This is a genomic window from Massilia sp. Root351 (genome assembly GCF_001425045.1).
GTDB lineage: Bacteria > Pseudomonadota > Gammaproteobacteria > Burkholderiales > Burkholderiaceae_D > Rugamonas.
This window is the reverse complement of sequence record NZ_LMDJ01000012.1, coordinates 511,250-532,301: the sequence shown is the minus strand read 5'-3', so window position 1 is coordinate 532,301 and position 21,052 is coordinate 511,250. Positions and strand designations below refer to the sequence as shown.

The 21,052-nt window shown below is 58.7% G+C and carries 17 protein-coding genes and 1 tRNA gene; 12 read left to right on the top strand and 6 right to left on the bottom strand.

Annotation, left to right across the window (positions count from 1 at the left end; genetic code table 11):
• Positions 1-8: 8 nt before the first annotated feature.
• The 6 genes from ASD15_RS15375 to ASD15_RS15350 all read left to right on the top strand — a co-directional run bounded on the left by ASD15_RS15375 (position 9) and on the right by ASD15_RS15350 (position 7,008).
• Positions 9-1,382: a cache domain-containing protein gene (locus tag ASD15_RS15375; protein ID WP_057155824.1), complete on the top strand. Its 1,374-nt coding sequence runs from the start codon at positions 9-11 to the stop codon at positions 1,380-1,382.
• A gap of 15 nt (positions 1,383-1,397) precedes the next feature.
• On the top strand, positions 1,398-2,033 hold the full coding sequence (locus tag ASD15_RS15370; RefSeq protein ID WP_057155823.1) for a response regulator transcription factor: 636 nt from the start codon (positions 1,398-1,400) through the stop codon (positions 2,031-2,033).
• 296 nt (positions 2,034-2,329) lie between these two features.
• Positions 2,330-3,433, top strand: coding sequence for an EAL and HDOD domain-containing protein (locus tag ASD15_RS15365; RefSeq protein WP_307188281.1), 1,104 nt, complete (start codon positions 2,330-2,332; stop codon positions 3,431-3,433).
• A gap of 2 nt (positions 3,434-3,435) precedes the next feature.
• Positions 3,436-5,469: a bifunctional diguanylate cyclase/phosphodiesterase gene (locus ASD15_RS15360; protein ID WP_057155821.1), complete on the top strand. Its 2,034-nt coding sequence runs from the start codon at positions 3,436-3,438 to the stop codon at positions 5,467-5,469.
• A gap of 22 nt (positions 5,470-5,491) precedes the next feature.
• A tRNA-Ser gene (locus tag ASD15_RS15355) sits at positions 5,492-5,581 on the top strand.
• A gap of 95 nt (positions 5,582-5,676) precedes the next feature.
• Entirely contained in the window at positions 5,677-7,008 is a 1,332-nt protein-coding gene (locus tag ASD15_RS15350; protein WP_229418201.1) for an integrase arm-type DNA-binding domain-containing protein, read from the top strand.
• Positions 7,009-8,202: 1,194 nt separating this feature from the next.
• Here ASD15_RS15350 and ASD15_RS31760 read toward each other — a convergent pair.
• The 6 genes from ASD15_RS31760 to ASD15_RS15340 form a co-directional block, all read right to left on the bottom strand.
• Positions 8,203-8,775, bottom strand: coding sequence for an HNH endonuclease (locus ASD15_RS31760; protein WP_229418200.1), 573 nt, complete (start codon positions 8,773-8,775; stop codon positions 8,203-8,205).
• 825 nt (positions 8,776-9,600) lie between these two features.
• Positions 9,601-9,828: a hypothetical protein gene (locus ASD15_RS31755; RefSeq protein ID WP_082551886.1), complete on the bottom strand. Its 228-nt coding sequence runs from the start codon at positions 9,826-9,828 to the stop codon at positions 9,601-9,603.
• 44 nt (positions 9,829-9,872) lie between these two features.
• Positions 9,873-10,112 carry a hypothetical protein gene (locus tag ASD15_RS32365; protein WP_157200957.1) on the bottom strand — a complete coding sequence of 80 codons (240 nt, stop codon included), beginning with the start codon at positions 10,110-10,112 and terminating at the stop codon, positions 9,873-9,875.
• 157 nt (positions 10,113-10,269) lie between these two features.
• Entirely contained in the window at positions 10,270-10,758 is a 489-nt protein-coding gene (locus ASD15_RS31750; protein WP_082551856.1) for an HAD family hydrolase, read from the bottom strand.
• Positions 10,759-10,828: 70 nt separating this feature from the next.
• Positions 10,829-11,311 carry a hypothetical protein gene (locus tag ASD15_RS32360; RefSeq protein ID WP_157200956.1) on the bottom strand — a complete coding sequence of 161 codons (483 nt, stop codon included), beginning with the start codon at positions 11,309-11,311 and terminating at the stop codon, positions 10,829-10,831.
• A 1,647-nt stretch (positions 11,312-12,958) separates the two neighbouring features.
• Complete coding sequence (locus ASD15_RS15340; protein ID WP_057155819.1) at positions 12,959-13,408, bottom strand: hypothetical protein; 450 nt, start codon at positions 13,406-13,408, stop codon at positions 12,959-12,961.
• 345 nt (positions 13,409-13,753) lie between these two features.
• On the opposite strand from ASD15_RS15340, the gene ASD15_RS32355 reads away from it, so the two are divergent.
• The 6 genes from ASD15_RS32355 (at position 13,754) to ASD15_RS32350 (ending at position 21,022) form a co-directional block, all read left to right on the top strand.
• Positions 13,754-14,095: a hypothetical protein gene (locus tag ASD15_RS32355; protein WP_157200954.1), complete on the top strand. Its 342-nt coding sequence runs from the start codon at positions 13,754-13,756 to the stop codon at positions 14,093-14,095.
• The gene (locus ASD15_RS15335; RefSeq protein ID WP_057155818.1) at positions 14,085-14,774 is read left to right on the top strand and encodes a hypothetical protein; all 690 of its coding nucleotides are present in this window, start codon (positions 14,085-14,087) and stop codon (positions 14,772-14,774) included. Before ASD15_RS32355 ends, ASD15_RS15335 begins: the two co-directional genes overlap by 11 nt.
• 417 nt (positions 14,775-15,191) lie before the next feature.
• Positions 15,192-15,401 carry an AlpA family transcriptional regulator gene (locus ASD15_RS31745; RefSeq protein ID WP_082551855.1) on the top strand — a complete coding sequence of 70 codons (210 nt, stop codon included), beginning with the start codon at positions 15,192-15,194 and terminating at the stop codon, positions 15,399-15,401.
• Positions 15,402-16,093: 692 nt separating this feature from the next.
• Complete coding sequence (locus tag ASD15_RS15330) at positions 16,094-16,471, top strand: hypothetical protein (RefSeq protein ID WP_057155817.1); 378 nt, start codon at positions 16,094-16,096, stop codon at positions 16,469-16,471.
• Positions 16,472-16,628: 157 nt separating this feature from the next.
• Positions 16,629-19,559, top strand: a complete 2,931-nt coding sequence (locus ASD15_RS15325; RefSeq protein ID WP_057155816.1) for a DUF927 domain-containing protein — start codon at positions 16,629-16,631, stop codon at positions 19,557-19,559.
• Positions 19,560-20,308: 749 nt separating this feature from the next.
• Entirely contained in the window at positions 20,309-21,022 is a 714-nt protein-coding gene (locus tag ASD15_RS32350) for a hypothetical protein (RefSeq protein ID WP_157200953.1), read from the top strand.
• Positions 21,023-21,052 lie beyond the last annotated feature (30 nt).

Below are 21,052 nucleotides of genomic sequence, written 5' to 3'. Positions count from 1 at the left end.
CCTTAGACATGAAGCTGCGCCAAAAAGTCATTTTCCTGGCGATTACGCCGCTGATCCTGGCGCTGTGCGCCATTGCGCTGGCGGTGCGCCATCAGGCCAATGTGCTGGCCCAGCAGCAGCGCGACACCATCCAGCAGGCCTATCTGGACAGCAAGGAAGCCGAGCTGGAGCACTACGTGACGCTGGCCACGCATTCCATTTCGCGGCTGTACAAGTCCGGCGCCAAGGATCAGGCCAGCATGGACGAAGCCAAGCGCATCCTCGGCTCGCTCAGCTTCGGCGACGACGGCTATTTCTTCATCTACGACTTGAAGGGCAATTCGCTGATGCACCCGCGCCAGCCCGAGCTGGTGGGGCAGAACCTGTGGGAGCTGAAGGACCAGAACGGCACGCCCACCATCCAGCGGCTGCTGCAGCGGGCCCAGGCCGGCGGCGGCTACGAGCGCTATTACTGGGTCAAGCCCTCCAGCCACCAGCCGGCGCCCAAGCTGGGCTATGTGATCCTGCTGAAGGAGTGGGGCTGGATGCTGGGGACCGGCATCTACCTGGACGACGTGGACCGCGCGCTGGAAAAGGTGGACACGCAGCAGCGCGCCAACATCCAGAACACCATGCTGTGGATTACCGGCATCGCCATCCTGGCCGCGCTGGTGGTGGCGGGCGCCGGCGTGGCGCTCAACATCAGCGAGTTGCGCGTCGCGGACGCCAAGCTCAAGGCGCTGGCGCAACGGGTGGTGGAGTCGCAGGAGGAGGAGCGGGCGCGCTTGTCGCGCGACCTGCACGACGGCATTTCGCAATGGCTGGTGTCGATCAAGCTGCAGATCGAGGCCGGCATCATCCGGCTCGGCAACGTCAAGCCGGCCGCCGGGCCGGACCAGTGCGCCGCCGCCCAGGGCGTGTTCGAGCACGCCGCCGAACAGCTCAACAACGTGCTGGGCGAAGTGCGCCGCATTTCCCACAACCTGCGCCCGGCGCTGCTGGACGACCTGGGCCTGGCTGCCGCGCTCAGCCACCTGGCCGAAGAATTCCGCCTTAGCAGCGAGGTGCCCATCACGTTTTCGGCCGAGGGCAGCACCGAGGATCTGCCCGAAGTGGCGAACACCGTGCTGTTCCGCATTGCCCAGGAAGCGCTGACCAATATCGAGCGCCATGCCGGCGCCAGCCATATCGAGATCAGCCTGACCGGCGCCCAGCGCGCCGTCACCCTGCGCATTGCCGACGACGGCCATGGCTTCGACACCGACAGCATTGCCGTCCACCCCAAGCGGGGCATCGGCTTACGCAATATGATGGAGCGCATGGAGGCCATCGGTGGGCAATTCTCCATCTCGTCCTCGCCAGCGGGCACCGTGCTGCTGGCCCACGTTTCGAATGAGCGCTAAACGAAAGTTAATCCGATGACAATCAAGATCTTGCTGGTGGACGACCACCCCCTGGTGCGCGACGGCCTGCGCGCCCGGCTGGAGGCCGTGCCGCAATTCGAAGTGGTGGCCGAGGCCGGCGGCGCGCAGGAAGCGCTGGAGCAGGCGCGCCACTGCACCGTGGACCTGGTGCTGATGGATATTAATATGCGCGGCGGCAACGGTATCGAAGCCACTGCCCAGTTCAGCCAGCAGTTTCCCGATATCGCCGTGCTGATCCTGTCCATGCACGACAAGCTCGAGTACGTATCGCAAGCCATCCAGGCCGGCGCGCGCGGCTACGTGCTCAAGGACGCGCCCGGCAAGGACATCGTGGTGGCCATCGAGACGGTGATGTCCGGCGGTATCTATTACAGCGCCGCGCTTGCGCGCCAGCTGGCCAAGCCGCAGAACCTGGACGCCCAGCTCACCTCGCGCGAGCACCAGGTGCTGCTGCATATCGCCAACGGCCAGTCCAACAAGCAGATCGCGCGCGACCTGGACCTGTCGGTGCGCACGGTGGAAACCCACCGCCTCAACATCAAGCGCAAACTGGGAATAGAAGGGCAGGCCGAATTGATACGCTATGCCGTGCAATTTGCCAACGGTACGCCGTCACTACAGACTAAATAGCCACAAACCACCGCTGAAGCCGCCAATAACGCGTCGGCGGGCTGCAACAATGTCACAATCAGAGCACGCACTCTAGCGTACAGAACCTGTCCAATCGGCAATTTCTGATATATTCCTGCTCCCAGGCAACGCGAAATGCGAACCGTTGTTATTTTGGTTACAAAGAGTTGCTTTGAATCAATATTTGTTCTACTATTGCACGCACTACCCACGCCGAGATACTGATGTCCTTGTCTGACGCAAGCCCGTTTCCTTTGGTGGGCCTCACAGCGGTGTCCAACGCTCAAAACGAGTGGGTGGCCCTGTCATTCCAAATTTCCGCCGTCCCCGACGAAACCCAGCTGACCACGCTGCAAACCGTGTTCGGCTATCCGGATATGGACGCCGCGCTGGCGCCGCTCGACTACCTGGTCACCGTCGCCGGCCTGCAGCAGTACGACCTCAGCCAACTGGCCTTCCTGGCGCCGGCGCGCACCATCCTGCGTGTTCCCGCCGCGGCCTGCGCCGAGCCGGCCATGCAAGCCAAGTGCAAGCAGTTGGCCGAGGCCGGCTACCGCCTGATGGTGGACGGCGAAGCGGGCATCGACGCCGGCAAATGCGCCATCCGCAGTCTGGCCTTCGATTGTCGCGCAACGCTGCCCAGTGAACTGACCATGCTCACCATGGCCGGCCCGCACCTGGCCCTGAATGTCGACACCCCGGCCCGGCTGGCAGCCTGCCGCGCGGCCGGCTTTACCCTGTTCAGCGGCGACTACGTGCGCCACCCGCAGCGCGAAAGCAGCGCCGCCGACGGCACCTCGCGCAAGCGCCTGCTGGCGCTGCTCGGCCTGCTGGCGCGCGACGCGGACTCGCGCGAACTGGAAATCCTGCTCAAGCAAGACCCGGCGCTGGCCTACCACCTGTTGAAGGTGGTGAACTCGGCCGCGTTCGCCGCCAAGTCGCCGATCCACAGCTTCGGCCAGGCCATCAACGTGCTGGGCCGGCGCCAGCTGCAGCGCTGGCTGCAACTGCTGCTGTACGCGCGCCAGCAGGACGACGGCGGCGCCAACGCGCTGCTGCCGCTGGCGGCCGTGCGCGCGGCCCGCATGGAAGCGCTGTGCAAGGCGCGCGGCGGCGACCGCGACCAGCAGGACATGGCCTTCGTGGCCGGCGTGTTCTCGCTGCTGGACGTGCTGCTCGACATGCCGATGACGGAAATCGTCAGCGCGCTCAGCCTGGACCTGGACGTGGTGATGGCGCTGCTGGACCGCGCCGGCCCGATGGGCGACATGCTCAAGCTGGTGGAGCAGGACATGTCCGACACCAGCGCCTTGCACGACCTGGGCATCGACCACGAAACGCACTGGCGCAGCCTGCTGCAAGCCTGCCACTGGGCGATCCAGGTGAGCAGGAACCTCTAGCCATGCTGGCCCACCCGGTCTCCGATTTCCTGGGTAGCAGCGCAGCCCTGTGCGACGCGGTACTGCGCTTGCGCGGCGCGGCCCTGGCGGAGGAGCTGGGCCGCATCGCGCGCGACGTGGTGCACTCGCCGCAGGGGCGCTACTTGCCCGCCGGCGCCGACGGGGCCTCCGCATGGCAGGGCGGCATGGTGCAGGAAGTCCGTTTTGAAAACCAGTACTTCGGCCGCTTTGAAGTGGCGGGGCGCGACGACTACAGCGACGCCGAGCGCCAGCACCTGGCCAGCCTGGCCGCGCTGGCCGCCAGCGTGCTGCAGGTGCACTCCATCGCCCAGCGCAGTACCCACGCCTACGTGCAGGTGGAAGCCCAGTTGCAGCACCAGGCACAGATCCTGGACCAGATCCACGAGTCCGTGCTGACGATGGATATGAACGGCTTCATCACCAGCTGGAACAAGGGCGCCGAGCGGCTGTTCGGCTACACCCCGGTGGAAGCGGTGGGGCGCAACATCCTGTTCCTGTACGATGACGAAGACGTCGGCTTCAGCGACCCCTTCCTTGAGCACGGCGGGCGCCTGATGGAAGTGCGGCGCAAGAAAAAGTCCGGCGAAGTGTTCTGGGCCAGCCTGTCGTTGTCCACCCTGCACGACATGGACGGCAGGCCGACCGGCATGATCGCCTACCTGACCGACATCACCGAGCGCAAGCTGGCCGAAGAACGCATCCACCACCTGGCCTACTACGACGCGCTGACCGGGCTGCCCAACCGCACCCTGCTGACCAAGCTGGTCGACCAGGCGCTGACGGTGGCCCAGCGCAGCAAGCTGCACGGCTGCGTGCTGTTCATCGACCTGAACCGGTTCAAGCTGATCAACGACACGCTGGGCCGGCGCATCGGCGACGCGCTGTTGAAGGAAGTGGCCGCGCGTTTCCGCGTGGTGCTGCGCGACCAGGACCTGGTGGCGCGGCTGGGCGGCGACGAGTTCGCCGTCGGCCTGTTCGACATCGGCCAGCACTACGAAGCGAGCCGCGTGGCGCACAAGCTGCTGGCCGCGCTCAACGAACCGTTCATGGTGGACGGCCACGATTTGAGGGTAGGGGCCAGCATCGGCATCAGCGTCTACCCGCAGGACGGCGCCGACGCCGAAACGCTGCTGCGGCTGGCCGACATTGCCATGTACCGCGCCAAGCAGGGCGGCGACTCGGACGCCGAGCACGTGGCCTTCTACAGCCGCGACATGAACCAGGGCATGCAAGAACGCATGCGCATCGAATCCGGGCTGCGGCAAGCGCTTGGCAACGGCCAGCTCGAGCTGCACTACCAGCCCAAGTTCTCCATCGCCGACAGCAAGATCATCGGTGCCGAAGCGCTGGTGCGCTGGCGCCACCCCGAGCGCGGCCTGGTGCCGCCGGCCGAATTCATTTCGCTGGCCGAAGCCACCGGACTGGTGGTGCAAGTGGGCGAATGGGTGCTCGAAGCGGCGTGTGCGCAAGCGCAGACCTGGAAGGACGGCGGCTTGCCGCCGATCCGCCTGGCCGTCAACGTCTCCGCCCGCGAATTTACCTCCGCGCTGCCGGGGCGGGTGAAAGAGACCCTGGAGCGCTACGGGCTGGAACCGTCGTGGCTGGAGCTGGAAATTACGGAAAGCACGCTGATGCACAACATCGACCGCGTGATCGGCATCATGGACCGGATTACCGCCTTGGGCGTGACCCTGTCGCTGGATGACTTCGGCACCGGCTACTCCAGCCTGTCGTACCTGAAGCGCTTCCCGATCGACACCCTGAAGATTGACCGCTCCTTCACCACCGGCATTCCCACCGACGCCAGCGACTGCGCGATTGCCAGTACCATCATCAGCATCGCCCAGCAGCTCAACCACAAAGTGATCGCCGAAGGCGTGGAAACGGTGGAGCAGCTCGCTTTCCTCAAGGACAACGGGTGTGATGAAGTGCAAGGGTACTTATTCTCCAAGCCGCTGCCGGCGGAAGCGTTCGAAAAAGCGCTGCGGGAGGACTGGCTGGCGGAAGGGCGGTAATTCTGTATAATGCTGCCACTCAGGAAGCGTGGCCGAGTGGTTGAAGGCAGCAGTCTTGAAAACTGCCGACGGTGTGAGCCGTTCGTGAGTTCGAATCTCACCGCTTCCGCCAAAAATTGAATCCAAGCAGTGCCAGAAGGACCCGGAACCCGTGTTTCTCCAAGTGAGAACGCGGGTTTTTAGTTTCAGGAAGTGCCAGGAAGTTGATTGACATCCCGTATTTTTCGGGGCATGGTTGGGGGCACAATCTACGCCTTAAAATCACATGCCCCCAAGATGCCCAAACTAGTTACCCCACTCACAGATATCAAACTTCGCAACGCCAAACCGGCGGACAAGGCCTACAAGTTGGCCGATGGCGGAGGCCTGTATGTCGAAGTCATGCCGAACGGTTCCAAGTTTTGGCGTATGAAAGTTCGCCAAGCGAATGGCAAAGAATCTCGGCTCACCTTTGGGGCTTATCCCGACGTGTCACTGGCGGGCGCGCGTGCTGAGCGCAGCAAGACCAAGCAGCTGCAAGCAAGTGGCGTTGATCCTGCCCAAAGTAAGAGGGTCGAGAAGCTGCAGAAGAAGGTCGCTGCGGAGAATACATTTGAAGTTCTAGCCAGGGAATGGCACGCGAACAAGGCCGAGACATGGAAGCCCAACACGGCCAAAGAGGCGTTGGCACGCCTGGAGAACGACGTGTTTAAGCGCATCGGCAACCGCCCGATTTCTGAGGTGGACGCGCCGCTCATGCTGGATGTACTACGCCAAGTCGAGAAGCGTGGCGCGGTCGATATGGCCGCTCGTGTTGGCGCGCATTGTAGCGCTGTCTTCCGCTTTGCCATCGCCAAGGGGCTCGTGAAATACAATCCGATTCCCGATCTGCGAGGTGCACTCAAGCCGCGTGCAAGGGGCCACCACGCGGCTATCGGAACCGATGAGCTACCGGAGTTCCTGGCTGCGCTGGCGAAAGCCGAGGCGGGCATGTTTTTGCCGACCAGGATCATGATGCGCTTAATGCTTCTGGTATTTGTACGCACCAGTGAGCTGATCGAAACACGGTGGGAAGAGATCGACTTGGCGAACGAAGCCTGGGTCATACCTTGGCAGCGTATGAAGATGGGAAAGAAACAGGTTAACCCGCGTAAGTTGGACCATTATGTCCACCTACCACGCCAGGGCTGGACCCTGTTGCGTGAGTTGCACAAGCTTACTGGTCACGGTGTGTACCTATTCCCCAATCGGACTGATCATGAAAAGCCCGCGTCTAATGGCGCAATCTTGATGGCGCTGAGGCGTATGGGTTATCAGGGGCGGCACACGGGTCACGGCTTCCGCTCGCTGGCAATGGGCATCATCAAGGCGCGGCTTGGCTACAGGCATGAGGTAGTGAACCGCCAGCTTGCACATGGATCGAACGATGAGTACGGAGAGGCCTACGACCGCGAGCAATTTCAGGAAGAGCGCAAGGTGATGATGCAGGCGTACGCCGACTACATCGAAATGGTCGAGAACGGCGGCAACGTCATACCGGTTAGTTTCAAGCGGGCGTAAGTCCCTTGCAAACCCGCATGAAGCCGTGCTTTGCACGGTTTTTTTGGCCCAAGAAGCGAAACGCAAAATGGAAAACGATAAAAAATTTGCCGGGACAGCCGGGACAAATAAATACATAGGTTAAGTCTTTGATTCTTCAGTCTTTATTTGTCCCGGTAAACATATATGGTTGCCGGGACAGAGCCGGGACGGCTCCGGGACAAGTGTCTCATGTTGAAGCCGTTAGGTACATTTAATCGAGGCTGAGAAGCTTCGGTTAGTGCTTACCTGCTCTCCTGGGATTGTGCGCGAGGGGTTTCTTGCGCTCCCCCGCCGCCCGCCGGATGTGCAGACGTGTGTACTTGAAGCTGTGCCGGATGGTTGATGTTGGAGCTTAGTTGGTACTGGCTCGGCACTATCTTGGCCGCGCTTGCTACTTTGGTCCGTGCTGGTCGATAAGCACCTCCAGGCGCTTGGTCGGCTGCGTCGGCTTTGGCTGTATGCTCGGGCTTGGTCGCTTGCCTGCTGCTGTGATCCGTTGGGTTGGTGCGATTCACCGGCGGCGTGCTGCGCGGTGCAGCCAGTCGCTGCGGCCGCATGGCCGGCGCGGTCTGCGTGCCGCCGTCACTGCGCTTGATGCGTTGGCCTATGCTGGCCGGCAAGTCACTCTAGTCGGTGGACCGCTACGGCGGCCATGTCTGTGCGCTCTGGCTTGGTCGCGCGCCTAGTGCTGTGATCCGTTTGGGCGGTGCGATTCATCGGCGGTGCGCTGCGCGGTGCAGTTGGTCGCTACGGCCGTCTGGCCGGCGCGGCCCGCGTGCCACCGTTACTGCGCTTGATGCGTTGGCCTATGCTGGCCGGCGAATCACTCTAGTCGGTGGACCGGCTACGGCGGTCATGGCTGTGCGCTCTGGCTTGCTCGAGTTCTTGGTGCTGTGATCCGTTGGGTTGGTGTGATTCATCGGCGGCGTGCTGCGCGGTGCAGCTGGTCGCTGCTGCGGTTTGTCTGGCGCGAGCCTGTTGCCGCCGTGGCTGCGCTTGATGCGCTGGCCCGTGCGGCTGCGGCGGTCATGGCTGTGCGCTCTGGCTTGCTCGCGTTCCTGGTGCTGTGATCCGTTGGGTTGGTGTGATCCATCGGCGGCGTGCTGCGCGGTGCAGCTGGTCGCTGCTGCGGTTTGTCTGGCGCGAGCCTGTTGCCGCCGTGGCTGCGGCGGGTCAGGGCTGCGCGCTCTGGCTTGGTCGCGTGCCTGGTGCTGTGGTCCGTTGGGCGGTGCGATTCATCGGCGACGCGCTGCGCGGTGTGGTTGGTCGCTGCGGTCGTCTGGCCGGCGCGAGCCTATTGCTGCCGTGGCTGCGGCTGATGCGCTGGCCCGTGCGGCTGCGGTGGGTCATGACTGTGCGCCTGACTTGGCCGCGTGCCTGGTGCTGTGATCCGTTGGGTTGGTGTGATTCATCGGCGGCGTGCTGCGCGGTGCAGCCGGTTGCTGCTGCGGTTTGGCTGGCGCGCGTCTGTGCCGCCGTGCTGCGCTTGATGCGCCGGCCCGTGCGGCTGCGGCGGTCATGGCTGTGCGCTCTGGCTTGCTCGCGTTCCTGGTGCTGTGATCCGTTGGGTTCCTGTTTGCTCTTGGCGTCATGGCACGCATCGCACAGCGCTTGCTCGTTCGTTTCATCGTCGGGGCCGCCCTCAGCAAGCGGGATGACGTGATCGCGCTGCGTTGCGGGGGAAGCGCGCCCGTTACGCAGGCACTCCGCACACAGCGGATGACGCTGGAACAGCGAGGCGCGCATGGCCTGTAGCCAGCGTCGGGTAATACGTGGTGTGGCCTTCACGTCTTTGCGCCACTGTTCACGTGGATGTTTCAGGCATCGGCCACTTCCGTCGCGGACCAGCACGCGACAGGTAGAAAAGCTGCACGGACGGGGTGCTGAGACTGGCATAGCGCCTCCTGGCAAATTTATCTGTGCAGACGTCTGCACCGGCCGACGCATCCGCACGAACGTTGTGGCGGGTTGTACCGGCCAACGAATATCAATGGCCAGCCAGGCCGGACAGAAGCGCAAACGCTGATGGAAAATCAGGACGAAAAAAAACCCGCGCGGCGCGGGCTGGCATTCAATCGTTCGAGGTGCAGTAGCTAAGACTTGATCAGATATGGGTTGTCAGTTGGGAGGCAGCTTCCGCCCCATAGCGGACCCTGAATAGCCCGTCGCAACAATTCGCATTAATAGGGGTACAGGCTAAAGTCAGTCTACTGCTGCCCGCGAGTTCGCAGCCAGTCGGTGCTGGTATTGGCACGCTCGGCCTCCCACTCAGGATGCAGGTCTGCGATCTCATTTAGGGTGGGATCCGCACTAAGCAACGCGCCTACGCTGACATGATAAGGTTCGAGGGGATCATCGTGATCAGCGGCACCGCACAGGAATTGCCAGTCCCCCTCTTCCCTAACGACCAAGAGCGCGAGTCGCTCTCGTCGGAACAAGTGCCCACAACAGTAGACGCCCATTCGTTGATCTGTAAACCTAGCACTACTACCCATCCTGCGTACCTCATCTATTGCGTCTGCCAACATCAAACAGCGGCTGCCGCTCTTGGCCGTTAAGCGATGGTGGTGCTCATTCAGGAGCAGTCGCCGCCCATGTGCCCCCAGCAGATAAGTGGAAGGGTAGCGTGTCGATGATTTCCTTGGCCCCCTGTATATCCCAGGAAAACACGCAGCAACCACATCCATTCATTTCGGATACATAGGTAAGTTGCTCTCGATACTGCTCCAGCCAATGTTCTGCCTCACCCACTTCGCCAGCGTTATCAACCAAAGCGCAAATTGATGCACGTACTTCCATGAGCATCCTAATTTAAATTTTACAACGTCCGTTTGTGGCCGATGTCAGCCGACCAGCTTCCCATCCTGCCAATATTCATATACTGCGCCCTCTGTTTCGACATAACAGATGATTCGACCGGTCAGCACTTCCAAATTTATGACTGCGGGCACCACACCTCCAACAGAAACCACATTGCAACTAGAGTTTATCGGGAGAAGAAATTCCACCGCCCACGGCTCAATTACAATGGCAAGCGCTGAACCCGAGGTGTTTTTTATTTTAATCGAATCGCAGTTAGCCATACATAATCCCGAAATCGCTATAAATATTTACCAACTCAATCGTCCGGTATTGGCCGAACCCGGCCGTTGGCGTTCAGGATAGCATGTTGCCTGCATGTAAAACTCACGAATTATCATACCCGGCAGAAGTCGCCCCAAAGCCGCCGGTCGCGCGGCGTTATCTTTTTGAGCGGACAACCAATTCTTCAGCTATTGCCAGCAGCTCTCGGTCCCCCTCTAGGCCATGATAGGGTTTTATCCTGAGATGATTGCGAGGCTGGCGGGCTATTTTTTCAGGCGAATCATCAAGGATGGTAATACGTTCGACTGGATAACCATGACTTTGCACGCGGCGAAGGTCCTTAATATATACGTAGCCGTTGGACTGTGTATCCACACGTTGAATACAACGCTCTACCGCCCAAGAAAACTTCACATCAAAGCCGGCGAAAATCTCCGCTACGACTGCATCTACATATTCTCGCGAAGAGGAAGACCAAACAGCAAAATCGTATAAAGGCTTAGCAGCGCTAAGAAGCTCAAAAAGAAATGGCCTCTTGTAGACGAAGTAAGGAGCATACTCAAAATCTGCATCCCGACTAAGTTTTTTGGGAGTGGCATGCACCAACGTTTCATCAAGGTCGAAGATAAGGAGATTACTTGTCATGCATTGCCTATCATTAGATTGGGCGGCGGCTTCTGGCCGATGTCGGCCCTATCATAAAGTAGTAACAATGCTAGAAGTCTGGAACAATATTCTCACGAACATACGGACCAAACCAGCGTCCAACTGGGTATGACGGCATAGTCCCTAAATTTTGCAAGTTGCCCAGATGGTGTCTCAGGCAGTTGACTGCGCCGGAAACCGCATTTTTTGAACAACCTTCAGTTCGGCAAATCGAGGCAGTATCTGTAAACGCACCGCGCGTCAAAAAATCATGCATGACAGCGGCGAAGATTAGAAGTTCGTCAGGTTGCACATAAACTTCAGATTGCCACTCAGTAGGTTCGACGGGCGGCACCCTGAAAAGGTATTCCTCGTTGCCCCAATTCCATGCCCGACTACCTTGCCAGAGTTGACCGCAGGTCGCGCAATGATAGAGCCTATGCTCACCGTCTAGATGCTTGGAAAGCACGGCTAACGACTTCTTCAATTGACGGCTGTCTTTTATTCTTTTCGTTACAGCTGCACGAAGAAACTCTAAATCATTGAACTGCACGCAAGAACACATTATGACAATCCCAATTTGAAAGGCTAATAAGCCAGTCCCACACTGCGTTCTGAACGACGGCTTGTGGCCGAACTCGGCCGACGGTGTTCAGGATAGCAGCTTACTCATCTGCAAAACTCACAAAACCTCACTCCAGGCCGAAGCCGCCTCATTGTAGCCGGTCGCGTGTGATGCATTTTCGCCCTAAAGCGGCACTCAGTAACAGCAACTACAGCCTAAGGAGGAGGGTCATGGCTATTGATGAGAAACCTCCTGCGAAACATGCGCCTCCGAACCAGGCCAACATCCTTTTTACGACGACCAAGTATCCCGCACGCTCGGAGGGGTCAAAAAACCACCCGCGACTAACAGCGCCGGTGTGGCAACCAATCACAAAGTAGAGTACGGGCAGGAAGAAGAACACAGCAAATACCGACAACCATGCTAAATCGTGGGCGAGGACGGAGGCAAACCTCGCGTGTTCGAACCACGCATCGGAAGTTACAAGGCCCATTGATGACCAGACTCCTGTAATCGCGGCGGTTCGGTTTGTTGGTACGATGCTCATCTTGTTCTCCGCCTTAATGCCATGTGCCGACCGTCCGCTCTTGGCCGAAATGGGCCATCGCGCCTCTAAACCGAGTCCGTCATCCGAGCACCTGATTCGGCGATTTCCACCAGAGCAAACGCCTGACTCATGACGAGCAGACCTGCACGATAGAAAGCTGCCTGCGACGAACTGACATCATGCACAGTAACCTCTTTAACCCACACACTGCCTGTGTCTGGAAAATTTGGGAAGTATCGAGCAAGCCCGTCATTGAGACCCTTCAAAATCGCCGCAGCGTACTCTTCAGGCGGCTCGACAATGAAGCGAATTCCTGGCACTTGGTTGTAATGAAACTATACACGCAGACCCGCAGATTGAAATCGCGGCCCCAAGTGAGTGTTGAAAAATGCATAGTGCTCGACCTCTCCCGGATGACTCAATGGCATTGCGGAATCGCTTTCTTAAAATTCGAGCCGGGGTTTGAACGGCGGCTACTGGCCGGAAGCGGGTAACTCAAGCTCGCTTCGCATCCGCATGCGGGCGTAGTTCGTCAATGCTTGGCAAATGCTGAAGCGCATCGCCCCCAAGACTATAAAACTCGATTCCACTCAGTACCCCGCCACTCTCAAATATAAATGCACCACTTACCTCATCACCTTCGCCTACTAGGTAGTCGCCCAAAATATTTACACCGGGAGGTGGCAGAGGGCGTCCCTTGATTTGGAAATTGATACTGGCACATCCACATGGACATTTCCATGAAGTGACTTCTGCCAGGTCAACTTGCTGAAGAAACGCCGACGCCTCAGCATTGCCGTGTTCAAGCATCCAGCGGGCTAGCCGATGCTCATCGGGTGTCAGAGCCCGATTTCCTGTTGGTTGGTCCATTAAGTCAACTTAGCTTTCGTGGTATCTAGCATTAGCGTCTGCTGTTGGCCGGAAGCGGCAAGGACAAACTCTAACCACCCGACAGCGAGTGTCACTTCTCGTCGGAGATACTACTTTTTTAGGGATTACATCCTCACTAGCAACCGCCGAGCGCGCGCCTCCCACAGGGAAGCGCCGATTCGGCGGAAGGCACGGGACACCCCGGCAGGCAAGTTGTTTCAAGACAGGATCGTATCCGCGCTTTCCAAAGTTATCAAGAGGTCTTGCAATCTTTTTTCCGCACGGGCCACCACCAGCTTGACGTGCGGCCCGCGTACGCCCTTCAACTGCAGCCTGATGCGGTCGTCTGGAAACTGGAAGACGTACTTGGCTTTCAGCGCCATACGGTCGTTATAGTCGCCGAGCATCCGCCACGCGGCTTCGATCATCCAGCCGTCCAGGTGGTCCGCCGTAACCACACCGCGAAGCGGTTTTACCTTTTCATCCAACACGTCTTTTGCGGGCGGCCCCTCCGACACGCGCAGAGCGACGTACCACTTCGCCCACGCTGCGCAGCAGCTCGACGCGCTGCCCGTCTGCGAGTTCACCACACGGCGCCAGTTATCCATGCGGCTGGCGAACTCGCGCTTGCGGCTGCTGGCCGCGACTTCTTCACGCTTTGCCGCCATGGCTGCGCTTGATGCGAGGGCCTGTGCGGCTGCGGCGGGGCATGGCTGTGTGCTCTGGCCTGGCCGCGTGCCTGGTGCTGTGATCCGTTGGGTTAGTGTGCTTCATCGGCGACGCGCTGGGCGGTGTAGTCGGTCGCTGCGGCCGTTTGGCAGGCACGAGCCTGTTGCCGCCGTGGCTGCGCTTGATGCGCTGGCTCGTGAGGTTGCGGCAGGTCATGGCTGTGTGCTCTGGCCTTGCTGCGTGCCTGGTGCTGTGATCCGTTGGGTTGCTGCGATTCATCGGCGGCGTGCTGCAAGTGCAGCTGGTCGCTGTGGCGGTCTGGCTGGTGCGTGCCGCATGCCGCCATGGCTGCGCTCGATGCGCTGGCCCGTGCGGCTGCGGCGGGCGGTGTAGTCGGTCGCTGCGGCCGTCTAGCTGGCGCGAGCCTGTTGCCGCCTGTTGTCGCCTTGGCTGCGCTTGATGCGCTGGCTCGTGCTGGTCAGCGAGTCGCGCCACTCAGTGAATCGGTGGCGTCTAGTTACACGATGAATCGCCAGCGACAAACCAATTTCGAAAGTAGTCTCAAATTGCCCTATTTTGAGGTTCGACGCCTATCTATCATCGCGGTTGTTGTTCTCGGTGTTTCACGGTCCGTTGTGCTACGTGAAAATTATATAAATAGTTTAGGAGTTCCTCATGAAATTTAAGAATCCGCAGGCCGCAGCAGTCCGTTCGGCATGGTCCACTCTGGCAAAAGCCAAGGAGAAGGTCGAGCGAGTAGAGAGGACACTGCGATCAATCGTCATCCCAGAGATTGATGAGGCTGCTGTATTGAGAAGCAGGGAACGAGTTGAAGACCTTTTGGCAAGCCGGGCCTTAGGGGACGCTTCCGACGCAGAGGAGCAACAAGCCAAGGCCGCGTTGCGGATAGCCCAGAGCGCGTTCGAACAAAGCAAGAGCGCACGCTCAGAGAAAGCGCTTGAGCGCGATGGCCTGTCTCGGCATTTAGCAGTTGCTAGAGGCGCCCTGTCCAATGCCGAGAATTCTTTTAAAGAAGTCCAGCGGGCTTGGGCGTTTGAGGAACTGCAAGCCGCCGATCTGGCGTATACCGAAGCCGTTGCTGAGGTGGTCAAACACTTCCGGCGTGCGCGCTCGTGCGGAAAGCTTATGTATCGCCTGACAGGCGAGGATTACGGCCCGTACAAACTCCACGCCAGCAGCGACATCAAGCTGCCCGTGATTGGCCCCGCTTCCAAGGAAGTTTCCGTTCGGCTTCAAGTGTCTGACGGCTACTTCGATCCGGGCATTTTCCTGTGCGCGGAAAGGTATGCGATGCAATCAACGGATGTGGATGAGTTGGTGCGCGAGCTAGCCTTGCTACGCTGATTGCATTTTTTCGGTGGCCGAATTGCTAGGAATTTTGCGGTTTCGGTTGTCAGCGATTTGCGTACTTGCGCGCAACATAAGAACACTCATGAAAGCATAAATGAACTGTAATCATTCAATGTATGAAATCCCTGCAGGATTAACGGTGGGGGATCTTTTGCGGGAGTGGGCGGGTGTATCGCATTTGTCCCTGCCCATTGGAGCCGTCCAGGAAGTTTGCCCGGGCTGCAAGAAAAAATTCTCAGCCTGTCTTGCACGGGGTATGACGCTGCGCTTGTATCGGAGTGATTTGCCTGTACCTATTGCAACGCAATACGACGTATGCGTCCAGTGCACTGGCACCTATCGAGCTGGCGGGCATGCACGGAATCAGGTTTTGGAAGCCATTGAAGTCTTTTTTATCGGTAAGGGGGAATAATGTCTAACTCAGCACACGGTCCGCTGTGGCGTATGCCGACAATTGAGGCGCAGACTGGCCTCTCGAAGACGGAAATCTACAGGCGAATTCGTCAGGGCGATTTCCCCGCACCGATCAAATTGGGAGCACGTGCCGTCGCCTGGCCATCTTCGGCAATAGAAGCTTGGATTGCTTCGATGGTTGCGCAAGGACAAAAAGTCAAGGCTTGACGTGTCCAACGGTCTTTCCGCCGATTGCGCGGAAGGACCGCGACCTAGTGCAGACGTATGTACTTTTACGATTTTCAACCTTGGTAGAGCAGTGGGGTTCGCTATGGATTGGCCAAACGGATGAGCAGGCTTCTTGCATGGTTTCGAATTAGAGGATACTCTATGTATGTCCCCGAAAAAGACGGGACCAGGCTTGGACACCTGAATACTCAAAGCGCACAGACCGCGCCATGCGGTTTTTTTACGTGTGTATGCCTTCGTACGTCTCTATGAGCGGCGATGGTGGGGAAGCCTTCGGGCTTGCTGGTTTCTTTGGGTACCAGTCGTCCAACCCTGCCATTCGCCGCTCACCTCGTTTGGACGCGGGGCGCGGCAAGACCGCTACCCAAGGAGGCACACATGCCTAGCTGTACTCGCACGCCTGAACAATCCAGTTCAACCATTCAATCCCACATTTCTAGACCATGCACACTGGCGGCCTCGCTGCTCGTCGGGTTAGCCCGGTGCGAGCCGTTGTATGACGTTCTGAATGAGCGTGGCGAAATTCTTATGGTTGGTGTTTCTCATCAAAGCGCCGCCTCGGCGATTGATGCACATCAGGAGCTGATTGATGTTCCTCCGCATTGGCACGGAGATATTCGCATCAAGCTCCAACGCAATGGACGGCAAGCGCACCGGATCGGAGGTGCGGCATGAGTAGCTGGGATAAACACCAAGCGCTGCTGATGCACCTGGGCGGTCCTCATCTACCGCCGCTGTCATTGAATATATCGGCCCAATATCAACCCTGCGTTGATGCCGGCGTGGCGGCTGCTGTGTGCTTTTTCGACGACATGACGTCCGTCGGCCTGCACGACCATATCGCACTTTCGATGCATGAATTCATGGTGAGTGTGCGTGCAGGAATGCGGGCCACTAAAACTGTTCCCACGGTTGCGATGCAGGGCTGCACAGACGCCTTCGCGGCAGGGTATTTGGGGCGGATTCAGCAAGAGCTGCGGCTGTTCCACGATGACGGGTTGCTTCGTTCTCAGGAGCCAACTTTCAGCAGTCGCGATGGCAGTCATTAGGAAGTAGTTTGGACGGAACGAGCAACACACAATGCTGAAAAAGTCGCTGATTGGCATCTAGCGTAGATGGTTTTGTAGCCCGGAGCCGTGGTGTAAGAACGAAGCGCATTGAGGCGACCCAAGCTGCTGCTTGTAGCATGAAGTAAAGGAACAACAAATGAGTGACAAGGCTTTTCCAGTCAGCGTTGATGCGGCGCGCGCCGCGCTCGGTTTCATCCCGTCGGATGATCGGGAGGTGTGGTGGCGCATAGGCATGGCGCTGAAATCGGAGTTTGGAGAGGGTGGGTTCGACCTATTCCAGAATTGGAGTGAGCGGGGCGCGAGCTTCGACGCCAAGGCGGTGAAATCAACTTGGAACAGCTTCAAGCCTGGTGGCAGGGTGACGATCGGTACATTAATTTTGGAAGCCAAGCGGGGCGGCTTCGATCCCAAAGAATTTGCGCCTGCGGTGCCGCTGTCGGCTGCCGACAAGGTGCGCATCCGTAAGGAGCGGGAAGCGCGGGACGATGCTGCGGCAAAAGACTTGGCGAAGAAACACGAGGCGGCGGCCGTCGAGGCTGGTCAAGCGTGGGCGAGTGCGGCGGAGGTCGGTGCAAGCCCATACTTGACGAGCAAGGGTGTGCAGGCGTACGGATTGCGTTACCTGAGTGGCGGCGTGCTGTTGGTGCCCCTGCGCGATGGCGAGGGTAAGCTGTGGAACGTGCAGCGGATATTTGCCAAGGGCGACAAGCGCTTTCCCGCCGGCGGCCGCGTGTCGGGATGTTTTCATGTGATCGGCGACATTGCTGAGTCGGCCTGGGTGTTGATCGCGGAGGGTTACGCGACAGCTGCGACTTTGCATGCGGCAACGGGCTATGCCGTGGTGGTGGCTTTCAACGAGGGCAACGTGCGCCATGTGGCCGCAGTGATGCGTCAGTCGCGGCCGGACGCCAGGTTGATGCTGTGCGCCGACGATGACAAGGAAACGGAAGAGAGGACTGGTAAGAATCCAGGCATCATATCTGCGTTGGAAAGCGCTGCCGCCGTTGGCGGTTATTGGTGTAAGCCCGAGGGTCTGCTGGTGGGCGGGTCGGACTTCAACGACCTAGCCGCAACGGCGGGCATTGAGACGGTGCGCATGCAACTGGCGGCGGCGATTGCGAAGGTGGATGGCATAGCGAGTGTAGATAAGTTGTCCCCAACTAATACGGCGGCAACCCCCGCAACCCCTGCGGACAGCGCAGTTAATTTACGCGGCAAGAAATCCGAAGCTGCGAAGGGCAAGAGCCCAGGCAAAGAGGGCACGGCGGTATCCACAAAGGGTCCGAACCAAGCGTCGCGCCCGTTCTTTCACGTCGATGAGGGAGGCGTGTGGTTTCATGGTTTTAGCCAGCAGGGAGACCCGCTGCCCGCGCAATGGATTTGTAGCGAGCTGCATATTACCGCGCAGTCCCGTGACTCCGCAAACGGTGAATGGGGCTATCTTCTGGAATTCAACGATGGCGACGGTAATGCAAAGCGTTGGGCCATGCCCGCCAGCCTGCTAGCCGGGGACGGCACGCAATACCGCTCCACGCTCCTGGGGATGGGGTTACGCATCGGATCGGGTACGGCGGCGAAGAATCATTTGAGCGTCTATATCCAGACCCAGCAGACCGCCGTTCGGGTGCGCTGTACGGACCGCATCGGCTGGCATGACAATGTCTATGTGCTGCCGGATCGCACCATTGGCGGCGGTGGCGAGACGGTAATGTTTCAGGCGGCGGGCGGCGTGATTTCGCAGTTCAAACAGCGCGGGACGCTTGCGGAGTGGCGCAACGAGGTGTCCCGTCATTGTCGGGGCAATTCCCGCATGCTGTTCTGCGTGTCGGCCGCGTTCGCGGCGCCGTTGCTGCATTTGGCGCGTGTGCCGTCTGGTGGATTCCACATATGGGGTGACAGTTCTAGCGGCAAGAGTTCCGCATTCAAGGTAGCCGGGTCGGTGTTTGGCGGCAAGGATTACCCGCGCAACTGGCGTATGACAGATAACGCGCTGGAGACCGTTGCAACGCAGCATAGCGATGCCTTGCTTTTGCTGGACGAAATCGCCCAAGTCGATCCCAAGGTGGTGGGCGATACCGTGTACATGCTGGCGAACGAGTCCGGCAAAGGCCGCGCCACGCAAACAGCCACAGCGCGCAAGGTGGCGACATGGCGCGTACTGTTCCTGTCCGATGGTGAAATCAGCTTGGCGAATCACATGGAGCAAGCGGGTAAGGGAACCAAGGCGGGGCATGACGTTCGGATGGCCCATATCGCCGCCGATGCGGGCCGAGGGTTTGGTGTATACGAAACGCTCAACGGCTTTCCCAGTGGGGCAGCGCTGTCCGATCACTTGGTTAGCAAGGCGCAGCAGCACTATGGTACGGCGGGCATGGCCTTCATCGAATACGCCGTGCAGCACGCCGAAGCGCTGTCCGACGCGTTGCCGTCCGGCGTGGCTGAGATGGCGAGGGAGATATGCCCGTCTGATTCTCATGGTCAGGTGGCGCGGGTGGCAACGCGCTTTGCCTTGGTGGGGATGGCGGGTGAACTGGCGACGACTGCGGGAATTACTGGCTGGGCGGCAGGTGAAGCCACAGACGCCGCCCGCGCCTGCTTTGCGGCTTGGCTAGATGGCCGTGGCGGTGCCGGTAACGTCGAGCATGTCTCGATACTGCGTCAGGTGAGTGGCTTCTTCCAAGCGCATGGTGAGGCGCGCTTTGTCTGGTGGCATCGTGCGACGGATGACCACAAGCCGAACACGATAAACCGTGCCGGCTTCAAGCGCCTGCTGACGCGGGACGGCACGGCCATCAACTCGAATGCGGATCACCACAAGGTGTATGGGGACAGGGTGCACCCTGTGGATGCGGAAGAATCCCAACAGGAGTATTTCGTACTGAGTGAGGTTTTCAGGGAAGAGATATGCAAGGGTTTCAATCCCAAAACCGTCACGCGCCTGTTGATCGAGCGCGGCTTGCTGATGACGGACAGCGATGGCGGGGCAACCCGTAGAGAGCGTCTGCCAGGCATTGGGGCTGCGCGGGTCTATCGTTTTAAACCAGAAATTGCAGGGATTGATGTTTGAAATCTCCGCCGCCGGGCGGTGGGCGGCGCGGGGAGACTCCTTTTGCGCGAAGAAAATTAGGCTTTCGTGATCGGAATGCCAGGAAAAGCGGGTGCGAAGCCCGCTTTTTTATTGCCTAAATGATTGGTATTTAGCAATCAACGATCTGTTCCAAATCGGAAATAGTGAGTTCTTCTGCTGATTTCAACGCGTTTCTTATCTTTGACACCGCGTTGTCCCGGCTGTCCCGGCTTGTCCCGGTTGCAAAAAGTACATTTCCCGGGACAGTTTTTCTTTTATAAAACAAAGGCTTATATATGCATTTAACAATTGTCCCGGCGTCCCGGTAAAAACAGCGGTCCTCAGGAAGCCCGACTGTCTGTGGTCGTTAGCGGGTGCCGTCCTCGCGCCGCCTTGGCCGGGACGGGTTCGGGTTGGCCGCGCTGGCACGTCGCTGGCCGGTGACTGTCTCCAGTCGATCTCGACCGCGTGGGCGTTGCCCCCCATGAAGGTACTTCCAGGACGTTAGAGGGACAAGGGTGATTCAGACCCCGCCGACGTGCTAGCGGATGCCGAAAAGATTTCCTGACAAACTGCCTGACAACTTACGTAGATGAGCCAAGGCTGACGAATGAGGTCTGGGTTGAGTTGTTGGGATGCAAGGAGTGCGTAAATGTTGTGCCATCTTCACTGTCACGATGGATGGAAACTTGTGAGAAATCGTAGGAAGCTGAGTTACAGTGTATTGTCTCCAACAACACTTATCGCATATGAAAAACCTTGAAGGTTTACATAATTTACGTGCTCAGGAACAGCTTATAGGCGAGCAAATCACCGCTGCTATCTCTGTCAGTGTCGTGTTGCAGGAACATCTGTTTGCCGTCCACGATGCGATGGATCATCTCATCACCTTGCTCGAAGTACCTGCTCATCCAGGTGGCAGAAACCACGCTTTGCAGTTACTCGCAATTCGTCTATTTAATTTGGGAGGAAGCACGCTTAATGTAGGACTTACCGGATATTATCAGGCTGCATTTCAACTCTTGCGAGATGCTCTGGAACTCGTAAATTTGCTCGATTTATTCAGAATTGACCCTGCGGCTCTGGAGCGCTGGATGTCCGTTCAGGACAAACGGGCAGGTGATGAATTCAAGCCTTTTAGGGTACGTACGACACTTGAGAAGAACCCCGAGTTTAATGGGCAGCGACGTGACCATATTTATTCCGTCTATTCCGATGTGGCGATTCACCCAACGTTCAAAGGGACACAGTTCATAACGTCTTGCGGCACACCGAAAATCGGCCCGTTCTTCGACATAAATTTACTCACAGCTCTACTTGAGGATTTTGCAGCGCACATCTCTCACGCGACGCTTGCCGCAAGCATCTTACTTAACGAAAATTCATCTTATGACATTCTCATGAAGACGGATGGATTCCTTGATCGGCTCCGACGCTATGAGATAAGATATCTACGCAATTAGGGCCGTTTTTCCTTGGGCGCAGTTGTAGCG